The organism is Bacillus sp. FJAT-52991, from assembly GCF_037201805.1.
Lineage (GTDB): Bacteria > Bacillota > Bacilli > Bacillales > Domibacillaceae > Bacillus_CE > Bacillus_CE kandeliae.
In genome coordinates, this window is the sequence record NZ_CP147404.1 from 2,150,100 (window position 1) to 2,176,585 (window position 26,486).

The 26,486-nt window shown below is 41.0% G+C and carries 30 protein-coding genes; 2 read left to right on the plus strand and 28 right to left on the minus strand.

The window, feature by feature from the left end; genetic code table 11:
• Nucleotides 1-12 precede the first annotated feature (12 nt).
• Both panC and panB read right to left on the minus strand, forming a co-directional pair.
• A complete protein-coding gene (gene panC, locus WDJ61_RS10975; protein WP_338749628.1) occupies nucleotides 13-861 on the minus strand; it encodes a pantoate--beta-alanine ligase in 849 nt (282 codons plus the stop codon).
• Entirely contained in the window at nucleotides 858-1,697 is an 840-nt protein-coding gene (panB, locus tag WDJ61_RS10980) for a 3-methyl-2-oxobutanoate hydroxymethyltransferase (protein WP_338749630.1), read from the minus strand. Before panB ends, panC begins: the two co-directional genes overlap by 4 nt.
• Nucleotides 1,698-1,993: 296 nt before the next feature.
• Between panB and WDJ61_RS10985 the strand changes: the two genes are divergently transcribed.
• A complete protein-coding gene (locus WDJ61_RS10985; protein WP_338749632.1) occupies nucleotides 1,994-3,067 on the plus strand; it encodes a PQQ-dependent sugar dehydrogenase in 1,074 nt (357 codons plus the stop codon).
• Nucleotides 3,068-3,078: 11 nt separating this feature from the next.
• Here the strand turns inward: WDJ61_RS10985 and WDJ61_RS10990 are convergent, their stop codons facing one another.
• The 7 genes from WDJ61_RS10990 to WDJ61_RS11020 are packed head-to-tail and all read right to left on the minus strand — an operon-like array spanning nucleotide 3,079 to nucleotide 8,647.
• Nucleotides 3,079-4,065, minus strand: coding sequence for a biotin--[acetyl-CoA-carboxylase] ligase (locus WDJ61_RS10990; protein ID WP_338749634.1), 987 nt, complete (start codon nucleotides 4,063-4,065; stop codon nucleotides 3,079-3,081).
• Nucleotides 4,050-5,243: a CCA tRNA nucleotidyltransferase gene (locus tag WDJ61_RS10995; RefSeq protein WP_338749636.1), complete on the minus strand. Its 1,194-nt coding sequence runs from the start codon at nucleotides 5,241-5,243 to the stop codon at nucleotides 4,050-4,052. Before WDJ61_RS10995 ends, WDJ61_RS10990 begins: the two co-directional genes overlap by 16 nt.
• Complete coding sequence (gene bshA / locus WDJ61_RS11000) at nucleotides 5,233-6,387, minus strand: N-acetyl-alpha-D-glucosaminyl L-malate synthase BshA (protein WP_338749638.1); 1,155 nt, start codon at nucleotides 6,385-6,387, stop codon at nucleotides 5,233-5,235. Before bshA ends, WDJ61_RS10995 begins: the two co-directional genes overlap by 11 nt.
• A gap of 1 nt (nucleotide 6,388) precedes the next feature.
• Entirely contained in the window at nucleotides 6,389-7,096 is a 708-nt protein-coding gene (gene bshB1 / locus WDJ61_RS11005) for a bacillithiol biosynthesis deacetylase BshB1 (protein ID WP_338749640.1), read from the minus strand.
• The gene (gene mgsA, locus WDJ61_RS11010; RefSeq protein ID WP_338749642.1) at nucleotides 7,086-7,499 is read right to left on the minus strand and encodes a methylglyoxal synthase; all 414 of its coding nucleotides are present in this window, start codon (nucleotides 7,497-7,499) and stop codon (nucleotides 7,086-7,088) included. Before mgsA ends, bshB1 begins: the two co-directional genes overlap by 11 nt.
• A 15-nt stretch (nucleotides 7,500-7,514) precedes the next feature.
• Complete coding sequence (gene dapB, locus WDJ61_RS11015; protein ID WP_338749646.1) at nucleotides 7,515-8,315, minus strand: 4-hydroxy-tetrahydrodipicolinate reductase; 801 nt, start codon at nucleotides 8,313-8,315, stop codon at nucleotides 7,515-7,517.
• Between the two features lie 2 nt (nucleotides 8,316-8,317).
• The gene (locus WDJ61_RS11020; protein ID WP_338749648.1) at nucleotides 8,318-8,647 is read right to left on the minus strand and encodes a nucleotide pyrophosphohydrolase; all 330 of its coding nucleotides are present in this window, start codon (nucleotides 8,645-8,647) and stop codon (nucleotides 8,318-8,320) included.
• Between the two features lie 168 nt (nucleotides 8,648-8,815).
• Between WDJ61_RS11020 and WDJ61_RS11025 the strand changes: the two genes are divergently transcribed.
• Nucleotides 8,816-9,688 (plus strand): YitT family protein, encoded by an 873-nt coding sequence (locus tag WDJ61_RS11025; protein ID WP_338749650.1) that lies wholly within the window; start codon nucleotides 8,816-8,818, stop codon nucleotides 9,686-9,688.
• A gap of 231 nt (nucleotides 9,689-9,919) precedes the next feature.
• On the opposite strand, the gene WDJ61_RS11030 is transcribed toward WDJ61_RS11025, so the two are convergent.
• From WDJ61_RS11030 to WDJ61_RS11120, 19 genes are all read right to left on the minus strand, one after another.
• A complete protein-coding gene (locus tag WDJ61_RS11030) occupies nucleotides 9,920-10,597 on the minus strand; it encodes a zinc metallopeptidase (RefSeq protein WP_338749652.1) in 678 nt (225 codons plus the stop codon).
• A 69-nt stretch (nucleotides 10,598-10,666) separates the two neighbouring features.
• Nucleotides 10,667-11,458 (minus strand): sporulation protein YpjB, encoded by a 792-nt coding sequence (locus WDJ61_RS11035; protein WP_338749654.1) that lies wholly within the window; start codon nucleotides 11,456-11,458, stop codon nucleotides 10,667-10,669.
• 89 nt (nucleotides 11,459-11,547) lie between these two features.
• Nucleotides 11,548-12,150 carry a DUF1405 domain-containing protein gene (locus tag WDJ61_RS11040; RefSeq protein ID WP_338749656.1) on the minus strand — a complete coding sequence of 201 codons (603 nt, stop codon included), beginning with the start codon at nucleotides 12,148-12,150 and terminating at the stop codon, nucleotides 11,548-11,550.
• 71 nt (nucleotides 12,151-12,221) lie between these two features.
• Nucleotides 12,222-12,998, minus strand: a complete 777-nt coding sequence (locus WDJ61_RS11045) for a menaquinol-cytochrome c reductase cytochrome b/c subunit (protein WP_338749658.1) — start codon at nucleotides 12,996-12,998, stop codon at nucleotides 12,222-12,224.
• A 53-nt stretch (nucleotides 12,999-13,051) separates the two neighbouring features.
• Nucleotides 13,052-13,726, minus strand: a complete 675-nt coding sequence (gene qcrB, locus WDJ61_RS11050; protein WP_338749660.1) for a menaquinol-cytochrome c reductase cytochrome b subunit — start codon at nucleotides 13,724-13,726, stop codon at nucleotides 13,052-13,054.
• A 14-nt stretch (nucleotides 13,727-13,740) separates the two neighbouring features.
• The gene (locus WDJ61_RS11055; RefSeq protein WP_338749662.1) at nucleotides 13,741-14,244 is read right to left on the minus strand and encodes a ubiquinol-cytochrome c reductase iron-sulfur subunit; all 504 of its coding nucleotides are present in this window, start codon (nucleotides 14,242-14,244) and stop codon (nucleotides 13,741-13,743) included.
• Between the two features lie 159 nt (nucleotides 14,245-14,403).
• On the minus strand, nucleotides 14,404-14,865 hold the full coding sequence (locus tag WDJ61_RS11060) for a YpiF family protein (RefSeq protein WP_338749664.1): 462 nt from the start codon (nucleotides 14,863-14,865) through the stop codon (nucleotides 14,404-14,406).
• Between the two features lie 93 nt (nucleotides 14,866-14,958).
• Complete coding sequence (locus tag WDJ61_RS11065; RefSeq protein ID WP_338749666.1) at nucleotides 14,959-15,498, minus strand: ReoY family proteolytic degradation factor; 540 nt, start codon at nucleotides 15,496-15,498, stop codon at nucleotides 14,959-14,961.
• A 38-nt stretch (nucleotides 15,499-15,536) separates the two neighbouring features.
• On the minus strand, nucleotides 15,537-16,796 hold the full coding sequence (locus WDJ61_RS11070; RefSeq protein WP_338749668.1) for a tetratricopeptide repeat protein: 1,260 nt from the start codon (nucleotides 16,794-16,796) through the stop codon (nucleotides 15,537-15,539).
• Nucleotides 16,797-16,952: 156 nt separating this feature from the next.
• Nucleotides 16,953-18,239 (minus strand): 3-phosphoshikimate 1-carboxyvinyltransferase, encoded by a 1,287-nt coding sequence (gene aroA, locus WDJ61_RS11075; protein ID WP_338749670.1) that lies wholly within the window; start codon nucleotides 18,237-18,239, stop codon nucleotides 16,953-16,955.
• Nucleotides 18,240-18,253: 14 nt separating this feature from the next.
• Nucleotides 18,254-19,357, minus strand: a complete 1,104-nt coding sequence (locus WDJ61_RS11080) for a prephenate dehydrogenase (protein WP_338749672.1) — start codon at nucleotides 19,355-19,357, stop codon at nucleotides 18,254-18,256.
• Between the two features lie 12 nt (nucleotides 19,358-19,369).
• The gene (gene hisC, locus WDJ61_RS11085) at nucleotides 19,370-20,467 is read right to left on the minus strand and encodes a histidinol-phosphate transaminase (protein ID WP_338749674.1); all 1,098 of its coding nucleotides are present in this window, start codon (nucleotides 20,465-20,467) and stop codon (nucleotides 19,370-19,372) included.
• Nucleotides 20,468-20,486: 19 nt separating this feature from the next.
• Nucleotides 20,487-20,858 carry a chorismate mutase gene (aroH, locus tag WDJ61_RS11090; RefSeq protein ID WP_338749676.1) on the minus strand — a complete coding sequence of 124 codons (372 nt, stop codon included), beginning with the start codon at nucleotides 20,856-20,858 and terminating at the stop codon, nucleotides 20,487-20,489.
• Nucleotides 20,855-21,946, minus strand: a complete 1,092-nt coding sequence (gene aroB / locus WDJ61_RS11095; protein ID WP_338749678.1) for a 3-dehydroquinate synthase — start codon at nucleotides 21,944-21,946, stop codon at nucleotides 20,855-20,857. Before aroB ends, aroH begins: the two co-directional genes overlap by 4 nt.
• Nucleotides 21,947-21,948: 2 nt before the next feature.
• Entirely contained in the window at nucleotides 21,949-23,121 is a 1,173-nt protein-coding gene (gene aroC / locus WDJ61_RS11100; protein ID WP_338749680.1) for a chorismate synthase, read from the minus strand.
• Nucleotides 23,122-23,321: 200 nt separating this feature from the next.
• Entirely contained in the window at nucleotides 23,322-24,110 is a 789-nt protein-coding gene (locus WDJ61_RS11105) for a protein-glutamate O-methyltransferase CheR (protein ID WP_338749683.1), read from the minus strand.
• A gap of 140 nt (nucleotides 24,111-24,250) precedes the next feature.
• Nucleotides 24,251-24,697 carry a nucleoside-diphosphate kinase gene (ndk, locus tag WDJ61_RS11110; protein ID WP_338749685.1) on the minus strand — a complete coding sequence of 149 codons (447 nt, stop codon included), beginning with the start codon at nucleotides 24,695-24,697 and terminating at the stop codon, nucleotides 24,251-24,253.
• 98 nt (nucleotides 24,698-24,795) lie between these two features.
• Nucleotides 24,796-25,758, minus strand: coding sequence for a heptaprenyl diphosphate synthase component II (gene hepT / locus WDJ61_RS11115; RefSeq protein ID WP_338749687.1), 963 nt, complete (start codon nucleotides 25,756-25,758; stop codon nucleotides 24,796-24,798).
• Between the two features lie 17 nt (nucleotides 25,759-25,775).
• Nucleotides 25,776-26,483 carry a demethylmenaquinone methyltransferase gene (locus WDJ61_RS11120; RefSeq protein ID WP_338749689.1) on the minus strand — a complete coding sequence of 236 codons (708 nt, stop codon included), beginning with the start codon at nucleotides 26,481-26,483 and terminating at the stop codon, nucleotides 25,776-25,778.
• Nucleotides 26,484-26,486 lie beyond the last annotated feature (3 nt).

Sequence of the window (26,486 nt, forward strand, 5' to 3'; positions counted from 1 at the left end):
TTGTTCTCCCCTTTACTCACATTCAAAGATGATATTATCGATTAAGCGTGCATTTGAATATTTAACAGCCGTGGCGAGAATGACTTGTCCCTTGATCGTTTGAACAGGCGTTAATTCTGGGAACGATAGCAATTCGACATAGTCAATCTCCGCTCCTGTATGCTCGTTTAAGTGGGCGATCGTTTCGTTGATCACTTTCTCTGCGTCTTTCTCTCCTTGTTCAGCAAGAGCTCTTCCTGCCTTCAATGCTTGATAAATATGGGGAGCCAATTGCCGCTCGGTTGGAGTTAAATACACATTACGTGAGCTTTTTGCTAACCCGTTCTCCTCTCTTACTGTTTCAACCCCAATCACTTCTAGCGGAAAATTAAGTGATTCTACTAATCCATTAATGACAGCTACTTGCTGGGCATCTTTTAATCCAAAATAGGCACGATTCGGCTGTGCTAGATGGAACAGCTTCGTCACGACCGTCACAACACCATCAAAATGACCTGGACGCTTCTCTCCGCATAGTCGATCTGTTCGTTCTACTACGTTCATCACAATCATCGAAGGTTTTGGATACATTTCATTCGGCTCAGGAGCGAATAAAATATCCACCCCTGCCTCTTCCGCTAATTTTTGATCTCGTTCAAAATCACGAGGGTAGCTTTCGAAATCTTCGTTTGGACCAAATTGCAGCGGATTAACAAAAATACTCATAATCACGACATCATTTTCTTCTCTTGCTTTTTTTGCAAGCGTCAAATGACCTTCGTGAAGATAGCCCATCGTCGGCACAAGCCCGATCGAAAGCCCCGCTTTTTTCTTTTCACCAACAATCGATGTAAGTTCTTTTACCTTTTTAATGACAATCATGCACGAGTTCCTCCATATAGCTGAAGTAGTTCTTCTTCTTTCATCGAAAACACATGCTCTGCGCTTGGGAACTGACATGCTTTCACTTCATTAACGTAAGAGCGAATCGCCGGAGAAATTACTTCTCCTACATCACCATATGTTTTCACAAATTTCGGTGTCCGCTCTACACCGTATTGAATCAGATCATGGTAGACAAGAACTTGTCCATCTGTATCAACACCTGCACCAATTCCAATCACAGGAATCGTTAAGGCATGAGACACTTCCGCTGCAAGCTGATGCGGTACACACTCTAACACAAGCATACAAGCGCCCGCTTCTTCCACTTGCTTTGCTTCTTGCAGTAGTTTTGCCGCCGCTGACGCTGTTTTTCCTTGGACTTTATAGCCGCCTAATACACCAACTGACTGCGGGGTTAACCCTAAATGGGCCACCGTCGGAACGCCTGCTTGTGTTAACGCGCGAATTGTCTCAATCACTTCTCCGCCGCCTTCTAGCTTCACCGCATGAGCTCCTGCTTCTTGCAACAGTTTTTGCGCCGCTTTCATCGTCTCTTCTTTGCTAATGTGGTACGTCATAAACGGCAGATCAGTCACGATAAAAGTATTTCCTGCTCCTCGCTTGACCGCTTTTGTATGATGAGCCATATCTTCAAGCGTCACCGGTACCGTTGATTCATACCCAAGCACGACCATTCCTAAAGAGTCGCCAACTAAAATCACATCTACTTGAGCTTCCTCACAATATTTTGCCGATGGATAATCGTAAGCCGTTATCATCACAATCTTCTCACCGTTTGCTTTCATGCTCAAAAAATTACTCGTTTGCTTCATTTCGATTCCTCCTTTTTCATCAGAGGAGACGAAACAATATTTAATAAAAAAAGGGTCCTTCAGACAGAAGGACCCGATTTATCATCAGTAGTTGTTTCGACCCTCTGTCCCTGTCCATACGGATCAAGGCAGACTTTTGCGTATTCAATTCACCATAAACTAAAATCAACCAGGTGCAGCTCTTATTCGATACTGCCCGAATTCATTATAACAAGCCGATTGTTTTTTGACTATTGAAAAGGACGAAATTAAGGTACAATCGAAATATACGATTCAAAATTTTGGTAGGTGATAAATTGAAAAAGATCAGTTTAGCATTCGTACTGCTGTTACATGCTTGCGGACATTCTGAGACATCACCAGTGATCAACAACAAAGAAGAAAGCGCTCCACAATATGCTCTTTCCGATGCGGAAATATTGGCTTCGAATTTAAGTATTCCTTGGGATATAGCAAAGAAAGAGGACACTTTCTATATAAGTGAACGAGCGGGGCAAATTATTCAAATACAAAAAAACGGCCAGAAAACGAACATGAAGCTGACACTTACAAAAGACATTTCTCATGAAGGAGAAGGCGGCTTGCTTGGCTTTGAGCTCGATCCACAATTTCAAAGCAATTCCTTAGCCTATGTGTATCATACATATAAGGAAGGTGAAACAGTATATAATCGCATCGTTCAAGTTGAAATGAAGAACAACGAGTGGGTGGAAACGAAAGAGCTATTGGCAAGCATACCAGGTGGGCGTATTCATAATGGCGGTCGGCTAGCTATCGGACCAGATCAAACGTTATATGCGACGGCTGGAGATGCTGGAATAAAAGAAAATGCCCAAAACTTAGATAGCCTTTCCGGAAAAATTTTACGATTGAATCTAGACGGAACGATTCCGAATGATAATCCCTTTCCACAATCTTATGTGTATTCATGGGGTCATCGTAACCCACAAGGTCTTGCCTGGAGTGACAACGGAACGATGTTTGCTTCTGAGCATGGACAAACGGCGCACGATGAAATTAATTTAATCCGTCCGGGCAAAAATTACGGTTGGCCCATCATTGAAGGGGATGAAAAGAAAGCAGGAATGGAAACCCCACTCTTTCATTCTGGAGATGAAACGTGGGCGCCATCTGGAATGGCTTATGATGAAGGCCGCCTATACGTTGCTACTCTTGCTGGACAAAAGCTGCTTACATTTGATTTAGAAAACAGAAAGGTGACGTCCTTGGTGGAGGAAGCAGGGAGACTTCGCGATGTAATGATTGAAAATAACCAGCTATACTTGCTGACAAATAACACAGATGGTAGAGGCACTCCTAAGCCAGATGATGACCATCTAGTGAAAATCGATCTCTCAAAAAGCAAATAAAACAGCGGGTTTTACTCCGCTGTTTTATTAATCTCAATATCGGCTGAATAAATATCGTGAATCGTTCCTTCATCATCAAGCAGCTTTAACACGCCTTCTTCCGTAATCCCGAGGGCTTTTCCTTTAATCGTCGCCGTAACGGTTCGGGCAATTATTTGCTTACCAATGGAAACCGCATATTTTTCCCAGCGCTTTTTAATATCGGTAAAACCGTCCTTCATATACACATGATAATACGTTTCAATATTTTTTAATATTTCTTGGACTAACTGTGAACGCGAGACGGGTTCCCCTTTTTCAATCGCTAAGGATGTCGCAATCTCAGCTAACTCTTCTGGAAACTCTTTCTGATTCACATTCAATCCAATGCCAATAATGATGGAATGAATTTGATCGGCATCCGCTTGTAGCTCCGTTAAAATACCGGTAATCTTTTTGCCGTTTAATAAAATATCATTCGGCCATTTAATTTCAGGCTCTAACCCAGTTACTTCCCTAATCGCTTCAACAACGGCTACTGCCGTAATCAAGGTAAACTGTGGCGCTTTATACGGAGGAAGAGCCGGCTTTAACATCACGCTCATCCAAATGCCCGTATACTTCGGTGAATGCCACTCTCTCGCCATCCGCCCGCGCCCTGCTGTTTGTTCCTCAGCGATCACGACGGTCCCTTCTTTAAATGGCTCCTGCGCCAATCGATGGGCTTCTTTTTGCGTAGAATCAGTGGTTTCTTTAAAGACAATTTCTTTGCCAAGCCATTCTGTTTGCAAACCAATTAATAATTCATTTTCGGTCACTTTATCGGGCTTGTGAATAATCCGATACCCTTTTTTGCGGACCGCTTCAAGCTCAAAGCCTTCACTTCTTAACGCTTCAATATGCTTCCAAATCGCGGTTCGCGAACAACCAACGATTTCAGCCAAGGCTTGACCAGAAACAAATTCCCCATTCGCTTCTGAAAAAGCTTCTAATAATTTTTGTTTCACAGAAGATTGCAAGATTCGAGCCACTCCTTTATCTTTTCTTTCGAATTCTCTACTTTTCTTTCGACGACCGCACATTCAATTTCCGCTAAGTATTGCTTCATCCAAGGTCCGCCCTTTTCTTGTTTCCAAACAAGCAAATCTTTCCCTGAAACGGCCAGCTCATGAAGGCTTTTAATCGCTAATTGTGCATACCGCTCCGTCAATTCCTCCACCTCGGCTTCTCGTCCATAAAGAAGAGAATGTACGATTTCTACATCAATAGCGGATTCCATCCCTGCTTCATATAAGAAAACAGCAGACCAAGGTTGCGTGTCGCGTTTGTCTAACAGTTGAAGCGCTCTCGTTACATATTTAATTTTTTGTGCGGGCATGCGCCACTCGGATAAAAATGCTTTTGGAGACGGGTGATTCAATAATCGCAGCAGCAACAGCCACATTTGATTGGAGGATAAATGATCGAACGAGAAAGAAAGCAGCTTCTCAATCGCCGCCTCTTGATCAATAAGTCCTGGCAAATAAGTGTGTAGCCCTGCCTTCATTAGCACTTCCATGCCCTTGTTTTTATTGGCTCCCGCGAACAATTTTTCCATTTCATTCAATTTGCGTTCAACGGCAATATGCTGAAGTAGCGAAGCATGCTTTTTTAAGGCAGCTGTCGTATGTGGATGCAATCGAAAGCCAAGCTGACTGACAAAACGAGCCGCTCGCATCATTCTTAGTGCATCCTCTGAAAACCGTTCACTCGCCTCACCAACGGTTTGAATTTCCTTGTTGGCTAACGCTTGTTGACCATTAAATGGATCGATGATTCGTCCAGATCGATCCATAGCGATCGCGTTCATGGTAAAATCACGCCGTTGTAGATCTTCCGTTAACGACCGAACAAACGACACTGTTTCTGGATGTCGGTAATCTTTATAATCCGACTCCGTTCGAAACGTCGTCATTTCATAGCCGTCTCCCTTCCAGATCACTAGCACCGTCCCATGCTCAATCCCGACATCGACCGTTTTAGGAAACACGCTTTTCACTTCTTCAGGTCGTGCCGATGTGGCAATATCGACATCACCGATTGGTCGCTGTAGTAAATAGTCCCTGACAGCTCCCCCTACATAATAGGCTTCGAACCCTGCTTGCTCTAACTTTTCTAATAAAGGAGCGGATTGCAAAAACACATCCTCATTTTTCATGTTTTTCACCTGCACCATCAAGCAACTCATAATATAGCTGCTCGTACTGACCGACAATTTGTTCCGAATAAAAACGCTTTCGAACCGTTTCCATCGCTTTTTCTTGAAAACTTTTATACAGCACTTCATCCGTCAACAGCCGCTTTGCCTGTTCACTAATCTTTTCAATGTCACCTACTTCAGCAATGAACCCATTCACTCCATGCTCAATTACTTCCGGTATGCCTCCTATATTCGTTCCAATACAAGGCACGCCACAAGCCATCGCTTCAAGCAATACGAGTCCAAAGCTTTCCTTTTCAGATAAAAGCAACAGAAGATCGCTAATGGAATACAGTTCCTCTAAGTTATCCTGCTTTCCGAGAAATAACACCTGATCACGTAATTGTAGTTCAGACACAAGCTGACAAGCTACCGTCATTTCCGGCCCATCACCAACTAGCAAAAGTTTAGCAGGGAGCTCTTGCTGAATGCGAGCAAATACACGAATCACATCCGGCACTCGTTTTACACCGCGAAAATTGGACACATGCATGATCACTTTTTCCTCTGGAAGAATTTCATACTCATGACGAAGCCGCTCTGCAGAGTCCATCCGACGATAGACGCGCTCATCGATGAAATTATAAATCGTTTGTATACTCTTTTGCGGCTTGAGCATCTCCATCGTTTGCTTTGCCAGTGATTCAGATACAGCGGTGACGGCATCGGATTGTTCAATGCCAAATCGAATCGACGCCGTTAAAGAAGGATCTTCCCCTAAAACGGTAATATCAGTGCCATGCAGGGTAGTCACGATTTTAATATCGGAATGAGCCATTTGTTTGCCGAGAATGGCACAAATCGCATGCGGCATCGCATAATGCACATGAATCATATCTAACTGTTCTCTCATAATCACTTCCGCAATTTTATTAGCTAATGCAATATCATACGGAGGATATTGAAACACAGAATATTGATTGACATCGACTTGATGAAAGTAAATGTTATGATACATCCGATTTAATCGAAACGGCACGCCCGAAGTAATGAAATGAATTTCATGTCCTTTTTCCGCAAGCAGCTTCCCTAGCTCCGTCGCTACTACCCCCGATCCTCCAACCGTAGGGTAGCAAGTAATTCCTATTTTTAACTTTCTCATATTAATCTCCAATGACGTCATTTTCTAATAATAGCGGCTTTAACACTTTAAATCCTTCTGCATAAGACACGCCTACTTCTTTACCCATCATCCGTTCCCTTGCTTCTACCGCTTCGATATAGCCATTCGTTAACGGGGTCGCTACTGCCCCTGCCTCGAGCTGAAATTGACTACGATAAGCAAGCAAGCTATTTTTCTTTTCCTCGATATGGTTGCTAATATCGACACAAAAATCAGGCGTATGAAAACCATTAATCATATAAAAATAGACGTGCTTCACTTTATGAGCAGGTAAGGCGTTCGTTGTTGTGTACTTTCTAATTCCGGCAGAAAATACCGCCTCCTGTACAAGACGAGAGCATTGGCCATGATCAGGATGGCGATCCTTTTCATACGGAGCAAAAATCACTTTCGGTTGAAAACGACGGATCACTTCCGCTACTTGCCGAATGGCTTCATCTGTAACAAATAAGCCTCGATCAGGCAGACCTAGATTGATACGTGTGGTCACACCTAATATCTCAGCCGCCTGTTTTGCCTCCTGATGTCTTATTTCAACTGTCCCATTGGATGAAAGCTCTGCTTCCGTTAAATCACAAAAGACCACTTTTTTGCCTTGTGCTGCATATTTAGCTATCGTGCCGGCCATGCCGATCTCAATATCATCCGCATGTGCGCCGAAAGCTACTATATCAACGTCATTCTCCATCGTAGCTCAACCTCTTTCCTTTCAAATAACTTAAATCGCCTCGCTCCATTCCTTTAATGAGCATCGTCGCTGTCCCGATATTCGTAGCTAGCGGTACGGCATACACATCACATAGACGAACTAGGGCAGAAACATCGGGCTCATGAGGCTGAGAGGTGAGTGGATCGCGAAAGAAAAAAACAATGTCCATTTCTTTACGAGCGATACTTGCCCCAATTTCTTGATCTCCTCCAAGGGGACCTGATTGAAAACAATGAATCGTTAAGCCTGTTCTTTCCGTAATTCGTCGACCCGTTGTCCCAGTAGCAAACAAGTCATATTGTTCAAACACTTGTCGATGATCCGCGACAAATTCAATCAAATCCTCTTTTTTCTTATCATGGGCAATTAATGCAATTTTCATAAAGACCCTCCCAAATTAATCAATAATATGTTCCATTCCGTAAATGAGCGTCTTTACGTTCATGACCGTCTCCACACATACTTTGACGCCAGACATAAAGGAAGCACGGTTGTAGGAGTCATGACGAATGGTTAACGTTTGACCATCCGCACCAAATATCACTTGCTGATGAGCGATCAAGCCTGGTAAACGAACGCTATGAACATGCATACCATCTATATTTGCCCCGCGAGCTCCTGAGATCGTTTCCTTTTCCTCCGGATGACCTTGTTTTTTCGCTTCTCTTACTTGACTCATCATTTGAGTGGTTTTCAAAGCTGTTCCTGATGGGGCATCTAATTTTTGATCATGATGCAGCTCGATAATCTCCACATCTTGAAAATATTTAGCCGCCATTTCGGAAAACTTCATCATTAAAATGGCACCAATCGCAAAGTTTGGTGCAATGATACAGCCAATCTCCTTCTCTTCTGCTAATGCCGTTAATTCTTTCAACTGTTCATCGGTAAATCCTGTCGTTCCTACAACAGGACGAATATTGTTTTCTAATGCTTTTTTCGTATGTACATACCCTGTCTCTGGCGTTGTTAAATCAATGAGAACATCCGCTTGTTTTTCACTAAAACATTGATCAATATCAATATAAACTGGAACATCTACCCCTTGGAACCCTTCGATCTCGCTTAATAATTGGCCATCATATTTACGATCAAGCACGGCAACAAGCTGAAAATGCTCCGTCGCTTGTACCATTTTCACCGCTTCTTTCCCCATTCTGCCACGCGGGCCTGCAATAATCACTTTAATTGTTCCCATCATTATTCCTCCTCTTTCTTTGTCCAACGATCTTTATCTCTTGTATTGAACTTCTCCATCACTCGTTCATGTGCCGATTGTAAATCAATATTCAATGAATTAGCTAAACAAGTAATCACAAACTGTAAATCCCCTAATTCTTCCTCAATCGTTTTCGGTTGTTCTGATGCTTTTTTTGGCTTTTCGCCATAATGATGATTGATTTCGCGAGCTAATTCACCCAGCTCCTCTGTTAATCTTGCCATCATCGCGAGCGGGCTAAAATAACCTTCCTTAAACTGACCGATATAGTCATCGACCTCTTGCTGCATTTCTTTTAACGTCTTATCCATCTTTTTCCCTGCTTTCTATATACTCTTTTTTATGTTAGCTAATTCTGTCCTTTATGACAATGAATTTATCCGCTTCAATAGACGGGATATTGTCGAGAAGCTTGCTGTTCTATATAATGACAAGTACCGACAGAAAACGCAGAGTTTTCATACAAAGGGGGACACATCATGCTGTTTGGAATGAAATTGAAAAATATTTTTTTTATTTTGTTAGGGAGTGCTATTTTCGCCTTCGGACTCGTTCATTTTAATATGCAAAACAATTTAGCAGAAGGCGGATTTACAGGGATCACATTATTATTATACAGTTATTTTGGCATCGATCCTTCCTATTCCAACTTACTTTTAAATATCCCATTGTTTTTTATCGGTTGGAAACTGCTAGGACGCACTCCGTTTTTATACACCATAGTAGGCACCGTGAGCCTTTCCGTCTTTTTATGGATTTTCCAAAAAATCCAGTACCCTATCCCACTCCATGATGACCTATTTCTCGTTGCTCTCTTTGCAGGGGTCTTTATCGGCGGAGGGCTTGGCATCATCTTCCGTTACGGCGGGACAACGGGAGGCGTGGATATTATCGCGCGACTCGTTCATAAATACTTTCATATTAGCATGGGGAAAACGATGTTTGCCTTTGATGCAATCGTCATCCTAGCCTCTTTACTCACCTATATTGATTATCGGGAAGCAATGTATACTCTGGTCGCCGTCTTCGTTAGTGCTAGAGTGATTGATTTCATGCAAGAGGGAGCCTATTCCGCAAGAGGCGCGATGATTATCTCTAACCATCACGATGAAATCGCTGAAAAAATCTTAGACGAAATGGAGCGAGGTGTCACCGTTCTGCAAGGACACGGCTCTTTCACAAAAGAAAAACGCCCCGTTCTGTACTGCGTGGTCGCCAAAAACGAAATCGTTCGCTTGAAAAACATTATCTCATCCGTGGACCCTCACGCCTTCGTGTCCGTCACCATCGTCCATGACGTACTCGGCGAAGGCTTCACACTAGACGAAAACAAACAACCAATCGAAGTGTAAAAAGAAAAGCGGAGCCGACTGTTTAGACACGACAAGCAAATGTTCTGGCGCTGCAAAGACGACAGTCTTGTAAGCGACAGGTTATTTGACTCGAGTGTCTAGGAGGTGGAGCTGGACAATTCGAAATGCGGAAGGCGCTGTTTAGCGACGTATGGACTGGAGCGATCCGCACAAGATAAAGAAAAACGAAAAGAGAAAGCAGTCAACCTCTCTGGCTGACTGCTTTCTCTTTTAATCATCATTTTGCATTCCTGTATAAACTAGTACTAAACGAACTAATTCAAGCACCGCTACAGCTGTTGCCGCTACATAGGTCATAGCCGCAGCATTTAACACTTTGCGTGCTTCTCTCTCTTCATCATTACGAATGATGCCGGAAGAAACAATTTGATCCATCGCTCTAGAGGAGGCGTTAAATTCGACTGGAAGTGTGACGACTTGAAACAGAACTCCAAAAGCCATTAATACAATCCCCAACAACATCGCGCCTGATAAATTCGCAAACATTCCAATTAAAATGAAAATCCAAGACATATTCGATCCGATGTTCGCAACAGGAACTAACGCGTGGCGAAAACGAAGAAAAGCATAATTCTCAGCATCTTGTATCGCATGGCCGACTTCATGAGCAGCGACAGCCGCACCAGCAATTGAATGATCGTGATAATTATGCGGTGACAAATGCACCGTCTTTGTCATCGGATTATAATGATCACTTAAGAAACCTCGTGTTTCTACTACCTGTACATGATACAGACCGTTATCATCTAAAATTTTTCTAGCGGCTTGAGCACCATTTATCCCAGTGGACACTGGCACTTTCGAATATTTGCTGTACGTTCTTTTCACTTTCACTTGTGCCCAAATTGGAACAAGGATAATTAGCAAAAAGTAGATAAGATAATTCATAGTGTCGATTTTACCCCCATAAGTGAATTGATGTTCATAGCTTTATCTTATCTGGTCTCTGCCCTTTTTTCAATGATTACGCTTATTCCTCGCTTCTTCCTGTTGTCCTTTATATTTTCTCCAACCGACGTAAGATAATGTAGTGATAATAATTCCACCCGTCACACTAATGACCCAGCCAAGTGAAGGCTGAATGACCTCTTCCTTCGTTTCTTCATAAAAAATCGCCTTCACTTCCTTCTCCAACCGCTCAATTTCACCCGTTTCTGATTGAGCAGCTAAAATTTCATCTCGATAGTGATCGACATAGCGAACTTGTTCATCTAAAACCTGTAGGCGACTAGAAGCTAAGTCTACCTGCAAGCTCGGTTTCAACATATCATAATTGGATAAAAAAACATTTAACGTTTCGTGAAATTGGGAAGAATCCAGCTGAGAAGATGATTGCTTTAAATCTTGTAATGAAGACATAACTGGCTCCTCCATTTGTGTCCACAATGGCGTTCCAGTCGAGCTTATCGCATTGACAGCTAAACGAAAAGAGGTCATCACTTCCAAGCATTGTTGTTCTCTTCCATCAGGGCGTTCAATAAGTGGGAGAGCTTCATCAAAAACATTGGAAATAACTGACCATTCTTCTGGTGAAGCAAGGCGATGATCTTCTTGAAGAACGAGATATTCCTTTTGAAATTGATGCATAAATTGTTGTGCTTGATCGTAACGACCTGCTTTTGTGAACTCTAAAGCTTGCTCAGCGATCGTATCTAACTTAAGAAGGCGAGAATTGATCATTTCCGCCTGAGTAGAAATGGGTAACATAAAAAGGAAAAAAATTATGAACAGCCGTCCGAATTTATTCATCCTTCTCCCTCCTCAATCCTGCTTATAATATATGCAAGCAAATAAGAAACGAGAAGAGAAAAATGACGACTACATTCCTAGTGGCAACATCACCATTTTTCAGGTAAACTCCATTTCAGTCGTTGTTCCTTCACTCCAACGTACCAAGCAATAAAAATGGAGAGCAGACTAAGCCAGAATGTAAAATAACCAATCTCTTTGATATATAGGTTTAACTGAGAATAGACAGGATACTGCATAAATACGTAATCAATAATTTCGTTATGTAACGTCCAAACAGCTGCAACAACTAATTGCCACATTTTTATTCGATAAAACGGCGCATATAACAATCCCTGAATCGCCATACCAAGATGCGAAGCCATTAACATATACCCTTCCCAAGGCAAAGAACCGCTCACTTTTAGCGTCAATATATTCATAACAACAGCCCAAATCCCGTATTTAAATAAGGTAATAACCGCCAATGCCTGAAACAAACCCCAATGCTTTTTGAATAAAAACCCAACTAAAACCACCACAAAAAATAAACTAGCTGTTGGGCTATCTGGAACAAAAGGAATAAAATACCATTCTGTTCCTTCTAACTGAGAGCCATACCATATGTACCCATAGATCGTTCCTAAAATATTAATGATCAATAAGGTCCAAAGAAACGATTTATTTGTTAATATCCAATATAAATGGCGCACAATTGTCACCTCCTTCCCTTTATTATATACAAAAAAAAGATGTTCCGTACAATACGGAACATCTCTTTTCATCATTTCTTCGATTCTAAAGTAGAAATGTACTCAGCTAATTTAGCTAATTCTTCATCGGTACCTTTGAACATACCAGGTGGCATAGCACCACGGCCCTCTTTAGCGATTTTAGCAACTTCCTCAGGCTTTAATCCTGTATCTACAAGTGATGGATTGGCTCCTGAGCCAGTTAATGTATCACCATGACATCCGACACAGCCATTTTTTTGATAAAGTTGATAACCTTCAGCATTTTTGTCAATTTCAACGTCAACTTCTTCTTTAATCTCCCCTTGAGCTTTCGCTGCTTCCCAGTCATGAGTAGCAACTGATTCCCAAGTTAAGAAAATGATTGATGCTAGCGCTAACAACATAAAGCCTGTCGCAAATGGACGTTTTAATGGACGACGTTCTGGTCCACGATCGATAAATGGAGCTAGTAATAATCCTCCAAATGCAAGACCTGGAATAATGAAGGCACCAATCACGTTGTATGGTCCAGATGCATAAGTGTATTTTAATAATTGATAAAGAAACAAGAAATACCAGTCTGGAAGTGGAATATAATTTGTGTCTGTCGGATCCGCAACACGCTCAAGCGGAGACGGATGCGCAACTGTTAAACATAAAAAACCGATTAAGAAAACGGCTCCTACCATCCACTCTTTTAATAAAAAGTTCGGCCAAAAGGCTTCTGTTTTTCCTGGATATTCCGAATAATCTTTCGGAATATTCGGTTTACGTTCAGCCGGGATACGCGAATCACCAACGAACTTCATCCCTTTTCCACGATGCATAGCGTTCCCCTCCTTTTATAAAGATACAAATCAAGTCAATTATTTGTTTAATTTTACAATGGACCAGAGATCCCTTGCTTACGAATCATAACGAAGTGAGCTCCCATTAAAGCAAGCAGAGCTGCTGGTAAGAAGAACACGTGAATCGCAAAGAATCGAGTAAGCGTCTGTGCTCCAATAATATCAGGGTGACCAGCAAGTAATGTCTTCACTTGCTCCCCGATAAACGGTGTAGCGGCAGCGATTTCAATACCTACTTTTGTCGCAAATAGCGCTTTCATATCCCAAGGCAATAAGTAACCTGTGAAACCTAATCCCAGCATAACGAAGAAAATTAATACTCCGACAACCCAGTTTAGTTCACGAGGCTTTTTGTATGCACCTTGGAAGAATACACGTAGCGTATGTAAGAAAATCATAACAATAACTAAACTCGCACCCCAGTGATGCATACCGCGTACAATCTGTCCAAAAGCAACTTCATTTTGTAAATAGTATACTGATTCCCAAGCATTTTTAATGTCAGGTACATAATACATTGTTAAAAACATACCTGATAAAATTTGAATAACAGTTACGAAAAACGTTAATCCACCAAAGCAGTAAACAAATGCGGAAAAATGATGCGCAGGGTTTACGTGCTCAGGCACTTCGTGATCAGCGATATCGCGCCACATCGGCGTAATATCTAAACGCTCATCCACCCAATCATAAATCTTGTTAAGCATGTATTACGCCTCCTTTACACGATATTATTTGGTTTCGACTTACCAATCTGAAGAAAGCCGTCTTTCACTTTTGTTGGATAAACATCCAAAGGTTTTGTCGGCGGTGTTCCTGGAATGTTTTTACCGTTTTTCTCATACAATCCATTATGGCATGGACAGAAGAACTTGTTTTTGTTGTCATTACCTTCCCAGTTAACTGTACAACCTAAATGTTTACATACTGGTGAAAGAGCGACAACTTTCCCCTTATCATCTTTGTAAACCCACGCTGTTTGCGTTACTTCAGATACGTACCATGCATCCACTTGTTCATAAGAGAAATCGACACGTGTTGGTGTTTTACTTAATTCATCCACTTTTTGCTTCGTTGGATGAAATTCGCCTTTAGCTTTGCCTTCTAACACTGGATCCACTGCAAAGCGCACCATTGGCATCAACATTCCTGCCGCCATAAAACCTCCCACTCCCGTAAGAGTATAGTTAAGGAATTGACGTCTTGATACCCGTTGTTTGCTCATTCTTTTCCCCCCTCTATCATAAGGTCTGTCCATTATGGACATAAAATAATCGCACAAACATAAACTAGGACATAATTATGATAATCCAAACTTGACTTTTGGTCAATATGATACTTCTCTAAAAAAGTCAAAACAGTGTGACGAATTTCCGAAATATTGTTAAATTTTCTGCCATTTTTGTACAATGATATTGACAAATTGCTTCGCTTGTTCTTCAATCAAAGAATATTTGTAGGAATCCTCCATATGCTCTAACGGAACAGATGGTACCCAAATGAGCGTTCCTTCCATTTGATCTTCTACGAGCTTCCAATCGCTATCTGACGTGAAGAAAAACTTATGCTTGAAGCCGGCATGATCAAATTCATCTACCCATTCATTAATAGCTGCTACTTTCTCTTCCCCACTTTGCTTTTTCATATAAGAAAATGGCGGAACAAGGAGCATTCGTCCTTTAAATTGCTTTTCTAACAGCATGGTCAATAACTGAATAAATTCATACTGAGAAGCAGCCTGCTTCATATCCGAATCAAAAGAAATCGGGACAAGTGGCATAATCACTGTATCAATATATTCTTTTTGCTGTTGAAACATTTCTGTGTCTTTTCCGTTCCAATTCATTATCATTCACCTCATTTTTCATCATATCACGCCGGCCAATAGAGAACCACCTTTCTCAGATGAAAATAACCCTTTGCCCGGGTGAGCAAAAGGTTATTGTAATTGATTTAGTCTTTCCGTTAATTGTAGAAATCGTTCTTTATCTGCACGATCAAGCGCCTCATCTATTTCTTGAAGGAGTCGCTCTTTTTGAAAACGGTAAATACTATCTTTCAGAAATTTCTCGGCTAACGCTTTATCTTTCTCCGTGATTCGCAAATTCCTTGGCATAAACGGGTTTTCTTCTAATACGGCTGCATATTGATGAGAAATATTAGACCCTCTAAATTTCAATTCAATATATATATTTTCTTCTTTGTTCAGGCGAATATCATGAAAGGATTTCTCAGCATCGGTTGTCATAATATTTTCTTTAAAAAACCGAAATGGTGCGCTATCTACACAATGAGTGGACATGACCATCCCTCTTGGACAATATTGGGCGTCATCCACAAAATGAACCTTCTCCATTAGCTGATCATGGCTCATTAAATAATTTAATATCCAAACAGACTCTCTTCTTTTTAATTGATAATGGTTTAAAAACCAGCGGATAAAATCTTTTTTCTCATGAACAGATACAGGGGCAGCCATCGATAAATCCCTCCTCTGTAAACAATAGTATTAGCCTGTTAATCCCTCAACCGTTCGATTAGTGAAAGCCATTCTTCATTCGTTGGATCCGTTTTTAACAGTTCATTGAACATTTGCCATGCTTCCTTGCGTTTTCCTTCTTCCATTAGGAAATAGCCATACTCCTCCAAAAACAAATGATTCGTGTTAAAGAAATTATATGCTTCTTCATAAGATTTTAATGCCTGATGATAGTTCTCCATTCCATTATAGGCTTTTGCTTCATCCCAAATAAATTGAGGGTCCGCGTCTCCTTCTTTCTTAAGCAGCGCTGATATTTCAAGGGCTTCTTCATAGCGTTCTTGATGTAATAGTAGTTTATTTAAGGTTAAGCCAGCCTCTGAATACTCTGGATCTAGTGCCAATGCTTCTCGGAAAAAGACTTCTGCCTCTTCTTCTTTAGCAAGCTTTAAGCTTAGTTTTCCAGCGATAAAGAATAGCTCCTTATGAAACTCATCGTGGCTAATCCCCTCTTTCGCCACCTCAAGTCCTTTCTCAAGCTCTTCCTCTCGCTCATAAGCCCTTGCTAAATATAAATAAATCGAATGGTAATCCGGGTCTAAAGCCTTTACTTCATTAAACTTCTCGATTGCTGTTCGATCATGTCCTGCCTGAAATGCGGTAAATGCATAACCAAATAGGGTGTTGATCTCTATTTTGTGATCCAGTGCTTTTTCATAATGGTAAAGGCTTTCTTCAAATGCCCCACCAGCACTTAATGCCTCCGCTACTCGTTGATGAATAGAGACACCTGCGATCACTTCTTCCTCGAGTGCGAGCAACTCACGATAATTCTTAATCGCTTCGAGGAACTTTCCTTGTTCAAGGTACAATTCGGCTAAAGCAAATTGGATCACCGGTTCATCAGGAAGCAACCTCTTTGCCTTTAGCAGCTTTTGTTCACTGACTTCATATAAACCTTGCATTTGATATAAATCAGCTAACAATAACAGCGACCTTGGAAAAAACTCATCTGATTCATCCATTTGATCTAATTGAAGCATCGCCTCTTCTTCTTCATCCATCTCGACAAGAACTTCAGCTAACAGTACCCGCAGTTCGCCTTCATCTGGGTAGTTCTTTAGCAATCCTTCGTACAATTCCTTCGTTTCATTTAGAAATCCTAAATGATATAGCTGCTCAGCAAGACTATATTTCTCGTCATCAGATGAAAAAGAGAGTACCTTTTTAAATAGCGATCGAGCTTGTTGCTCATCTCCTTGTTGTAAACAATCCATCATTTGTTGTGCATAAGACATATGTTCGAACCCTTTCTTTCCTTTAGCCTTTCATCCTTTTTACAAGATGAGCAGCAACTTGTTTTCTTTTCTATGATACATAAATTCTCCACATTAATAAAATTTCCTTCTTCATAACGAAAAGGAGCTGATAAATTCATTTTCAGCTCCCCACCTTTATTGAATTAAACTAGTTAAATCCTCGAAAAATTGCGGATAAGAGACGGCAATTGCCTCAATATTTTCAATTGCAACTGGACCGGATGCGATCAACGAGGCAACAGCCAGCATCATGCCAATCCGATGATCGCCATAAGAAGTAACGCGCCCGCCTGTTAACGATTGGTTGCCATGAATAATCATTCCGTCATCCGTCGCTTCTACCTTTGCACCGAGCTTTGTTAATTCATTGACAACGGCATCAATACGGTTCGTTTCTTTCAATTTTAGTTCTTCGGCATCTTTAATAATCGTCTTTCCTGATGCTTGAGTCGCAAGCAAAGCAATAATTGGAATTTCATCAATTAATCTAGGAATTAAGTCTCCACCAATTTCTATCCCTTGTAACTCAGAGCTACGAATGATGACAGTGCCAACTTCCTCGCCTTTTGAGTCCTCTGATAACACTTCCATGTTGGCACCCATGTTCTTCATCACATCAATAATACCCGTTCTCGTCGGGTTTAAGCCAACGTTTTTTAAAATGATTTCACTATTCGGTGCAATCGCACCAGCTACTAGGAAAAATGCTGCTGAAGAAATATCTCCCGGCACATAAATATCTGTACCGTTAAACACTTGACCACCTTTTACGATGATCTCATTTCCGCGCCTTGTCATCTCTCCACCAAACTGCTCAATCATTTTCTCTGTATGATCTCTAGTCGGAAGCGGTTCTGTAATGACCGTCTCTCCCTCCGCCTGTAAACCAGCAAAAATAATCGCAGACTTCACTTGAGCACTAGCCATCGGCAACTCATAATGTGTCGCTGTTAACGTTGTTCCTTTCACGGCTAATGGCGTAAAACGCCCATCCTCGCGCCCTGAAATTTGCGCACCCATATTTTTTAAAGGTACAACTACTCGATCCATTGGTCGTTTAGCAATTGATTCATCACCAATTAACACAGAATGAAAAGGTCTGCCCGCCAAAATTCCTAACAACAGTCTAGTCGTTGTGCCAGAATTTCCAGCATCAAGAATCTCAACTGGCTCTTTCAACCCGTCCCACCCATTGCCATGAACAATGATTTCATCTTCCGTTTCCTCAATTTCAACGCCAAGTTTTCGAAAGATATCAATCGTACTTAAACAATCTGCTCCCTTTAAAAAATGGCGAATCGTTGTTTTCCCTTCTGCTAACGCACCGAACATTACAGAGCGATGGGAAATGGATTTATCACCCGGTACTTCAAGCGGTCCTTGTAGTACAGAATTTGTTAAATTCAACTCGATCTCTTTCATCTATAATCACCCTTTTAGGCTAAATATAAGTCATAATTCGTCTGCTTTTCAATACAGTTCATCGCACGCATTCGATCTTTGTCATTTTGAAAGCTAATGACGAGCACACCAAATACATCTTCACGTGTTTCCAAAATACGAATATTCGTAATACTAATTCGCTCTTCCGCTAAATAAGCGGTCAACTCAGAAATGATCCCAGGGTAATCGGGAACATCCACATATAAATCATAAAAAGCAGGAATCGCTCCCATGGATTGAGCAGGCAATTGATCACGAAAATCCTTCGCTTCATGAAAATAATTAAATAAATCCGTCGCCTTTTCTTCCTTCAACATATCGATGACTTTATTCATTTCTGCTTGCCAATTTTCTAACAGCCCTAATAATACTTCCTTATTATGTAGAGAAATATCCTTCCACATTTCCGGGTTGGATGAGGCAATGCGAGTAATGTCTTTAAATCCACCTGCTGCTAGTCTAGAAACAAGCGAGTTCTGATGGTTATAGCTCTCTGCCTGATGAACGAGCGACGCAGCCACAACATGAGGGAAATGACTGACGACACCGGTCAATTCATCATGATCCTCTGCGGATAATTCAATGATTTTCGCATTCGTTCCTTCTAGCCATTTCTTCAAAATCGCTAATTGCTTTTCATCTATATGAGCACTTGGCGTCAATAAATAAAAAGCATTTTCAAATAAATGTTCCTTCGCTGCGATGACACCACTTTTATGAGAACCAGCCATCGGATGCCCACCGATGAATGTAATCCCTTGATCCAATAACTCTTGAGCACATTCCATAATTTTCTTTTTGGTGCTCCCCGTATCCGTTACGATCACATTAGCTTTTAAGCGAAAGCTAGTCAATTCACGAATCATTTCTTCCGTTTGAATAACAGGAGCCGCTAAAATGATCAAATCGGCTTGCTCAGCTCCTTCTTGAAATGACGAGGCGCTTTGATCAATCACATGCAGCGCCTCCGCTAGTCCCATTTCTTGAGGACGAATATCAAAGCCGATGATTGTTGCTTGTGGATGAGACTTTTTAATGCTTTTGGCAAGAGAGCCGCCAATCAGCCCTAAGCCGGCAATAAACACGTTTCCTCTCATGATTTACACCTACTATCTTATAGCTGTTTCAGCTATAAAGCTTTTCATCGCTTGCATAATGCCTTCATTCTCTTCTTCCGAACCAACTGTCACCCTTACAAACGTCGGGAATCCGAGCGCTTGGCCAGAGCGAATAATATACCCTTTTTTCATTAAATACTCAAATAATTCATCACTGTCACATTGAAAGTCAATTAATATGAAATTCCCTTGGGAAGGATAATAAAATAAGCTTTCCTCTTGGCAAAATTGATAAAACTGCTCTAATCCTTTGCGGTTTTCCGCTCGGCATGTATCGATAAACTCTTGATCAGACAATGCCGCTACCGCAGCTCCCTGTGCCAATGTATTAACATTAAACGGCTCCCGCACAGGCTCTAGTCGTTGAATCACTTCTTCCGAGCCAAAACCATATCCGACACGGAAGCTAGCTAAACCATATGCCTTCGAAAACGTTCTAGTGACTAGCACATTAGAATAGCTTTGAATCATGTCAAGAGCATTGTAGTAATCATCCGCCACCACATATTCATAATAGGCTTCATCCAATACGACTAACACATCTTGAGGCACTTGACTTAAAAAGGTCACTAGCGCATCTTTCGTTAAATGAACACCCGTTGGATTATTGATGCTGCAAAGCCAAACGACAGCCGTTTGATCATCAATAGCCGCTCTCATGGCCTCTAAGTCGTGAGCACCGTCCATAAGCGGAATTTCTCTTACTTCCGCTCCATCTACAATCGCATTATGACGATATTGCGAAAATGTTGGAGCCGCCATAACCGTATTTTTCCCAGGCTCAAGCAAGGAACGAGAAACAATTTGAAGGATCTCATCTGAGCCATTTCCGAAAATCAATTGCTTCTCATTCAATCCTAGGTGCTCACTAAGAGCGGTCCGTAAAATGGTCGTATACCCATCCGGATAAATAGCAAAAGAACTCGCATATGATTGAACCCATTCTTGTACCTTGCTTGATGAACCAAAGGGGTTCTCATTCGAAGCTAGCTTGACAATCTTTTCTAAACCGAACTGCTTTTTCACTTCTTCTACAGAGCGACCCGGTTGATATGCTTTTAAATGAACAATTTGATCTTTCCACTTCATGAATATCCCCTCCGTTATATTAATGATTTTGTTTTTGTAAATCAGGACGTAAACTGATGGCCTGCTCCAGATAAATATGCTTCACTTCCGATTGATTAAGCTTCGTATTCACATGCATCATAACGCGTATGCACTTTTCTAAACTCTCAGGCACCGGAACTTCCTTCATACACATCACTGGTACATAGTTCCAGCCATCGAATCGTCTTAACGCCTTAGCTGGAAAAGCGGCAGTTAAATCTTCCGTCAACGAGATAAAAATTGAACATACATCGTCAGGCTGTATCTGATTCTCTCTAATCATTTCTTGCAACAACTTTTCCGTTGCATCTATCATTTCTGTTTCATCATTCGCTGTCACTGTTGTTGCTCCCCGTATCCCCCTGATCATGTCATCATTTCCTTCCTTACTAATTGATCTGTCTCTTGTAATTCCTTCGTACTTATTTCACAAATAACCGGTTTGCCGACCGCTTCTAAAAGAACGAAGCGAATATGCTCACCGATTGTTTTCTTATCTCGTTTCATTAAATGATAAAGCTCCTCGAACGAAAAGCTTGCATTTAAATCTAATCGATAGCCAAGGCTCTTTAACCATTGGCAAAACTCTTCTACGTCCAATACTAAGTTTATCTTTTGTTGACTAAGGTAAAGAGCATACACCATTCCAGCTGCAACTGCCTCTCCATGAGTGACCTTCCCGTACCCCAAGGCGGCCTCTAGCGCATGACCATATGTATGACCAAAGTTTAAATAGGCGCGAATACCTTGCTCTCTCTCATCTTCACTGACAATTTCTCCCTTAATTTCAATCCCTCTTTCAAGGCAATAGGCAAGGAAATCTTCCGTGATATCATTTATATTGGTTACTTTCTTCATAATTTCCTGTAAAAATATTGGATCAGCAATTAACGCATGCTTGATCACTTCTGCAAAACCAGAACGCACCTCATGCTCAGGCAACGTCTTCAAAAACTGCGTATCGTATATGACAGCTTCTGGCTGATGAAAGTGACCAACCATATTTTTCCCTAATGGATGATTGATCGCTACCTTGCCCCCAACTGCGCTATCATGTGCTAAAATCGTTGTTGGAATTTGCACAAAGCGAATGCCTCGCATAAAGCTTGCCGCTACGTAGCCAGCAAGATCACCTGCTGCTCCTCCACCAAAAGCGAGAATACAAGATTTTCGATCTAGCCCTTTCTCAAGTGCAAATGTTAAACAGGCTTCAAATGTAGCAAATGATTTTGCCGCTTCCCCCTTAGGAACCGTCAACCATTCATAGGGTACATTCGAAGGGATCGATTGCTTTAATGCTTCTCCATGAAGAGCAGCGACATATTCATCAGCAATGACCAAGATTTTCGTTGTTTCGTGCAGAGGACCTTGAAATAATTCTACTAATTTAGTTAATGCCCCTTCCCCCACATACACAGGATAAGTCTTATTCGGCATTTCAATCATTAGTTGCCGCATTCTCAAAACTCCTTTGCATAGCGTTTTGATTCTTCTACAGAAGCAATTAACGTCTCCATCCGATCACTATAAAACTGGTTCACAATGGCAGCAGCTAATTCCCAAGCAACAACTGCCTCTGCTACAACCGCAGCTGCTGGTACCGCACAGCTATCCGAACGTTCAATGCTTGCCGTGAATGACTCTTTCGTATCAATATCGACACTTTCTAATGGCTTATAAAGCGTTGGAATCGGCTTCATCACTCCACGGACAACAATTGGCATCCCGTTTGTCATGCCGCCTTCAAAACCACCTAATCGATTCGTTTTACGATAGTAGCCTTTTTCTTCCGTCCAAGCAATTTCATCATGCACTTCACTACCAAACCTTTCAGCTGCTTCAAAACCGATACCAAATTCAACCCCTTTAAAGGCGTTAATGCTCACAATCGCACCTGCAACTTTGGCATCTATTTTTTGATCATAATGAACGTAGCTTCCAACACCGACCGGCATCCCTTCTACAATGACTTCAACAATCCCTCCGATAGAATCGCCATTTTTCTTAGCATCATCAATCGCTTGCATCATTTGCTTTTCCGCTTCACCATCTAGACAACGAACCGGCGAATTTTCACTCTTTTCTTGAATCTGTTCAATGGTCTCCACATCCATTGGTTTTGCCTTGATCCCTCCAATTTCAACGACATGGGAGGCAATTTGAATACCTAGCAGCTTTAATAGCTTTTTAGCTACTGCTCCAGCCGCTACTCTCACCGTCGTTTCACGTGCGGAAGATCGCTCTAGCACATTTCTCATGTCGCGATGACCATATTTAATGCCACCATTTAAATCCGCATGCCCCGGACGTGGACGAGTAATTTGACGCTTCACTTCTTCCTCTTCATTTTCATCTAACGGCTCAATCCCCATAATTTTCGTCCAATGCTTCCAATCATCATTTTCAACAACTAATGATACTGGAGAACCAAGTGTATACCCATGACGGACCCCACTTTTAATACTGACTGTATCTTTCTCAATTTGCATTCTACGTCCCCGTCCATGACCTTTCTGACGGCGACTAAGTTCTATATTGATGTCCTCTGCTAAAAGCGGCATTCCTGCAGGTAACCCTTCAATAATTGTCGTTAACTGCGGTCCATGTGATTCTCCTGCTGTTAAATATCTCATTTTACTTTCTCCCTTCAACTCGTTAAAGCGGTTATGTAACACTATAACATAATTTTTGAAAATTTCCATACACTTATGTACTTTTTGAGATTTTACCATAACTCTCGATAAATTTGTCGCAATTCATGATATTTTCAAAAAAATTATACATATATAAGAATAGAGACCTGGAAATAAAGGTCTCTATTCTCCATCCAATGTTAAATTTTAACGGCATGCGGCGATCTTTGATAGAAGAAGGTATCTTCCACTTCAAATCCGTATTCATTTGGATTGAAAATTTGCTCCGTGCTGCCGACAAACAATACTCCACCAGGCTTTAATGCCTGATTAAATTTATGATATAGCTGATCCTTCGCCTCTTCGGTAAAATAGATCATGACATTTCGGCAAATGATTAAGTCAAAATTGGAATCGAAACGGTCAGACAATAAATTTTGTTGTTTAAAGGTAACCGCTCGCTTAATTTCATCGGCCACTTTAAAAAAGCTTCCTTCAGGCTTAAAATATTTCGCTTTCATTTCTTGCGGAACTTCCGCCAGCGACCGCTCAGAATAAACGCCAATTTTCGCTTTTTGAATCGCATTTTGATCAAGGTCCGTCGCTAAAATCGATATTTGCGATAACGGCATAAATTTCGATAGCACCATGGCTGTTGTATATGGCTCTTCTCCTGTGGAACAAGCGGCACTCCATACTTTCAGCTTTTTATTAGAGGCAAGTAACCGCGGGAAAATCTTCTTTTCTAACACTTCCCAACGCGTTGCATTTCGATAAAATTCCGACACATTAATCGTCATTCGATCTAAAAATTCATTAAAACACTCTTGGTCACGATTCATCGCTTCAAAAAACTCCTTAAATGAGCGAAATCCTTTTTTTTCGTATAAAGAAGTTAACCTTCTCTTCATCTGAGCCTCTTTATATAAACTAAGATCAATGCCTGTTTTCCTATGTATTTGTTGAATAAATTCTTGGTAGTCTCCCATCTCTTATTTCCTCTCCCTATTCAGTAATTGGCATAAATTGTAGTTCTTTTGTCTTATTATATCGCAACAACTAAGTAGTACAATAGGTGTTTTTGACAAAAATAAAAAACACTGTCAAAAGACAGTGTTTCAAATAAAAATTAGTAAATCCACTCGTTTACTGGTTTGCTGTAAGTTGTTAATTCTTCTTCTTTGAAGAAAATCGCAATTTCTCTTTCTGCGCTTTCTGGAGAGTCAGAACCGTGGATAATGTTTTTACCAACTGTAATACCGAAGTCGCCACGGATTGTTCCTGGTGCAGCATCTTTAGGGTTTGTTGCTCCCATCATTTGACGAGCAGTTGCAATTACGTTTTCACCTTCCCAAACCATTGCAAATACTGGGCTTGAAGTGATGAAGTCAACTAATTCGCCGAAGAAAGGACGCTCTTTATGCTCTGCATAATGTTGCTCAGCTGTTTCTTTAGAAACGCTCATTAATTTAGCTCCAACTAATTGGAAACCTTTTTTCTCAAAACGAGCAACGATCTCGCCGATTAATCCTCTTTGTACGCCGTCTGGCTTAACCATTAAATATGTTTTTTCCATTGTAGTCACTCCTATATTATGTAAGTTTTTAAAAAAATAATGAATCCTTCAAAATAGTAACATTGATTGGTCAACTTGACAATCTTTTCGTCAAAAAACTAATATTTTCGTTTACCGATATATTTGGCAATATCGCGCAATGCTTTTTTATTGCGATTAGAAGGTAGTTCCTTCAATATAGCTAACGCCCGATTTAAATAGCGCTGGCTTAATGCATGGGCACGTTCAATCGCATCACTTCGCTTCAATAACGTGATGATTTCATTCATTTCTGCTTTTGTCGTCTGTTCATTCACTTGAATAATTTTCTGTTTCAGCTGCTCATCCTGCATTGCATACAACACAGGCAAAGTAATATTTCCTTGCCATAAATCACTTCCAGCCGGCTTGCCGAGCTGAGCTTCCGTTGCTGTAAAGTCAAGAATATCATCCGTTATTTGAAAAGCCATCCCAACGTTATAACCAAATTGATAGAGCTTTTGATGAATCTCTTTCGGGACATCAGCGGAAATGGCTCCTAGTTGACAGCTAGCCGCAATTAACAGCGCTGTTTTTCGTTTGATTCTCCGTAAATAATCTCGTAAATTTTGCTCATATCGGTATTTATCTTTAATTTGGACAATTTCACCAACGCATACTTCCACAATCGTGTGCGACAAAATCCGATGAGCGTCAATGTTTTCTATACTTGTCATATACTCAAGCGAACGGGCAAAAATATAATCGCCCGTATACATAGCGACACGATTATCCCATTCCGCTTTCACCGTCGGTTGTCCCCTTCTAAGCTCCGCATTATCAATGACATCATCATGAACGAGTGACGCCATATGAATAAGTTCTAAAGCCACAGCGACGTTTTTTACTTTCTCAATTTCATAATGGCCAAATTTTGCAGAAAGTAAAACAAATACCGGGCGAATTCGCTTCCCACCCGCTTGCAATAAATGCAGGGAGGCATCGCGTAATGATGGCGATTGAGAGGAGATTGCTTGTTCCAGTTCTTTTTCGATTAAATCAATATCCGCCTTTAAAAACGAATATAGCATATTTAACTTCATGTTTTCACCCAACTTATTTACTTTTGTTTATAACCAATATGGGTTGCTGCTACTCCTCCTGTATGAGACTTATAACTGACATTGACCAATCCTGCCTGTTCAAACATACGAGCAAGTTCCTTCATGCCAGGGAAATCACGAGCAGATTCTTGCAACCAAGAATATTCCTTATAACTTTTGGCAAACAGCTTACCGAACATCGGCATAATAAAGCGGAAATACAAAAAGTATAGTTGTCGATAACCGATCATCGTCGGTTGTGAAGTTTCAAGACATACGGCCATGCCACCTGGCTTTAACACTCTGTTCATTTCTTTAAGAACCTGCATATAATCTGGCACATTGCGCAATCCAAAGCCGATGGTCACATAATCAAATGTATTGTCCTCAAACGGAAGTTCCATCGCATTTCCTTGAATCATATCTACTTGAGACAAATTTGCCTCTTTAATTTTTTCACGGCCAACTTCTAGCATGTTATGGCTGAAATCAAGTCCAATAACTTTGCCTTCTTTTCCAACAACCTCGGCTAGTGCTATTGTCCAATCTCCCGTTCCGCAGCATACATCCAAAGCTGTAGCTCCTTTTTTCACAGCCATTTTTTTCATCGTATCTTTTCTCCAGCGTTTATGTTGCTGGAAACTGATTAAAGAATTCATATGGTCGTAATTGCTCGAAATTTTCTCAAAGACCCCATGCACTCTTTCTTCCTTCGATTGTTGCATTCT

Bases quoted from the DNA above. Each gene is read 5' to 3' on its own strand.
- WDJ61_RS10995 (WP_338749636.1), bottom strand. From the start codon at position 5,243: ATGAAAAATGAGGATGTGTTTTTGCAATCCGCTCCTTTATTAGAAAAG.
- WDJ61_RS11020 (WP_338749648.1), bottom strand. From the start codon at position 8,647: ATGGATAAGACGTTAAAAGAAATGCAGCAAGAGGTCGATGACTATATC.
- aroH (WP_338749676.1), bottom strand. From the start codon at position 20,858: ATGATCAGGGGGATACGGGGAGCAACAACAGTGACAGCGAATGATGAA.
- aroA (WP_338749670.1), bottom strand. From the start codon at position 18,239: ATGAAAGAGATCGAGTTGAATTTAACAAATTCTGTACTACAAGGACCG.
- panB (WP_338749630.1), bottom strand. From the start codon at position 1,697: ATGAAGCAAACGAGTAATTTTTTGAGCATGAAAGCAAACGGTGAGAAG.
- WDJ61_RS11025 (WP_338749650.1), top strand. From the start codon at position 8,816: ATGCTGTTTGGAATGAAATTGAAAAATATTTTTTTTATTTTGTTAGGG.
- WDJ61_RS11105 (WP_338749683.1), bottom strand. From the start codon at position 24,110: ATGGGAGACTACCAAGAATTTATTCAACAAATACATAGGAAAACAGGC.
- WDJ61_RS11045 (WP_338749658.1), bottom strand. From the start codon at position 12,998: ATGCATCGTGGAAAAGGGATGAAGTTCGTTGGTGATTCGCGTATCCCG.
- WDJ61_RS11035 (WP_338749654.1), bottom strand. From the start codon at position 11,458: ATGAATAAATTCGGACGGCTGTTCATAATTTTTTTCCTTTTTATGTTA.
- hepT (WP_338749687.1), bottom strand. From the start codon at position 25,758: ATGAAGTTAAATATGCTATATTCGTTTTTAAAGGCGGATATTGATTTA.
- panC (WP_338749628.1), bottom strand. From the start codon at position 861: ATGATTGTCATTAAAAAGGTAAAAGAACTTACATCGATTGTTGGTGAA.
- bshB1 (WP_338749640.1), bottom strand. From the start codon at position 7,096: ATGGAGAATGACGTTGATATAGTAGCTTTCGGCGCACATGCGGATGAT.
- mgsA (WP_338749642.1), bottom strand. From the start codon at position 7,499: ATGAAAATTGCATTAATTGCCCATGATAAGAAAAAAGAGGATTTGATT.
- hisC (WP_338749674.1), bottom strand. From the start codon at position 20,467: ATGAAGTGGAAAGATCAAATTGTTCATTTAAAAGCATATCAACCGGGT.
- bshA (WP_338749638.1), bottom strand. From the start codon at position 6,387: ATGAGAAAGTTAAAAATAGGAATTACTTGCTACCCTACGGTTGGAGGA.
- WDJ61_RS11070 (WP_338749668.1), bottom strand. From the start codon at position 16,796: ATGTCTTATGCACAACAAATGATGGATTGTTTACAACAAGGAGATGAG.
- dapB (WP_338749646.1), bottom strand. From the start codon at position 8,315: ATGGGAACAATTAAAGTGATTATTGCAGGCCCGCGTGGCAGAATGGGG.
- WDJ61_RS11120 (WP_338749689.1), bottom strand. From the start codon at position 26,483: ATGCAACAATCGAAGGAAGAAAGAGTGCATGGGGTCTTTGAGAAAATT.
- WDJ61_RS11080 (WP_338749672.1), bottom strand. From the start codon at position 19,357: ATGAGAGGAAACGTGTTTATTGCCGGCTTAGGGCTGATTGGCGGCTCT.
- aroC (WP_338749680.1), bottom strand. From the start codon at position 23,121: ATGAGATATTTAACAGCAGGAGAATCACATGGACCGCAGTTAACGACA.
- qcrB (WP_338749660.1), bottom strand. From the start codon at position 13,726: ATGCTTAACAAGATTTATGATTGGGTGGATGAGCGTTTAGATATTACG.
- WDJ61_RS11030 (WP_338749652.1), bottom strand. From the start codon at position 10,597: ATGAATTATCTTATCTACTTTTTGCTAATTATCCTTGTTCCAATTTGG.
- ndk (WP_338749685.1), bottom strand. From the start codon at position 24,697: ATGGAAAAAACATATTTAATGGTTAAGCCAGACGGCGTACAAAGAGGA.
- aroB (WP_338749678.1), bottom strand. From the start codon at position 21,946: ATGCGGCAACTAATGATTGAAATGCCGAATAAGACTTATCCTGTGTAT.
- WDJ61_RS11065 (WP_338749666.1), bottom strand. From the start codon at position 15,498: ATGGCTGCCCCTGTATCTGTTCATGAGAAAAAAGATTTTATCCGCTGG.
- WDJ61_RS11060 (WP_338749664.1), bottom strand. From the start codon at position 14,865: ATGAATTGGAACGGAAAAGACACAGAAATGTTTCAACAGCAAAAAGAA.
- WDJ61_RS11055 (WP_338749662.1), bottom strand. From the start codon at position 14,244: ATGAGCAAACAACGGGTATCAAGACGTCAATTCCTTAACTATACTCTT.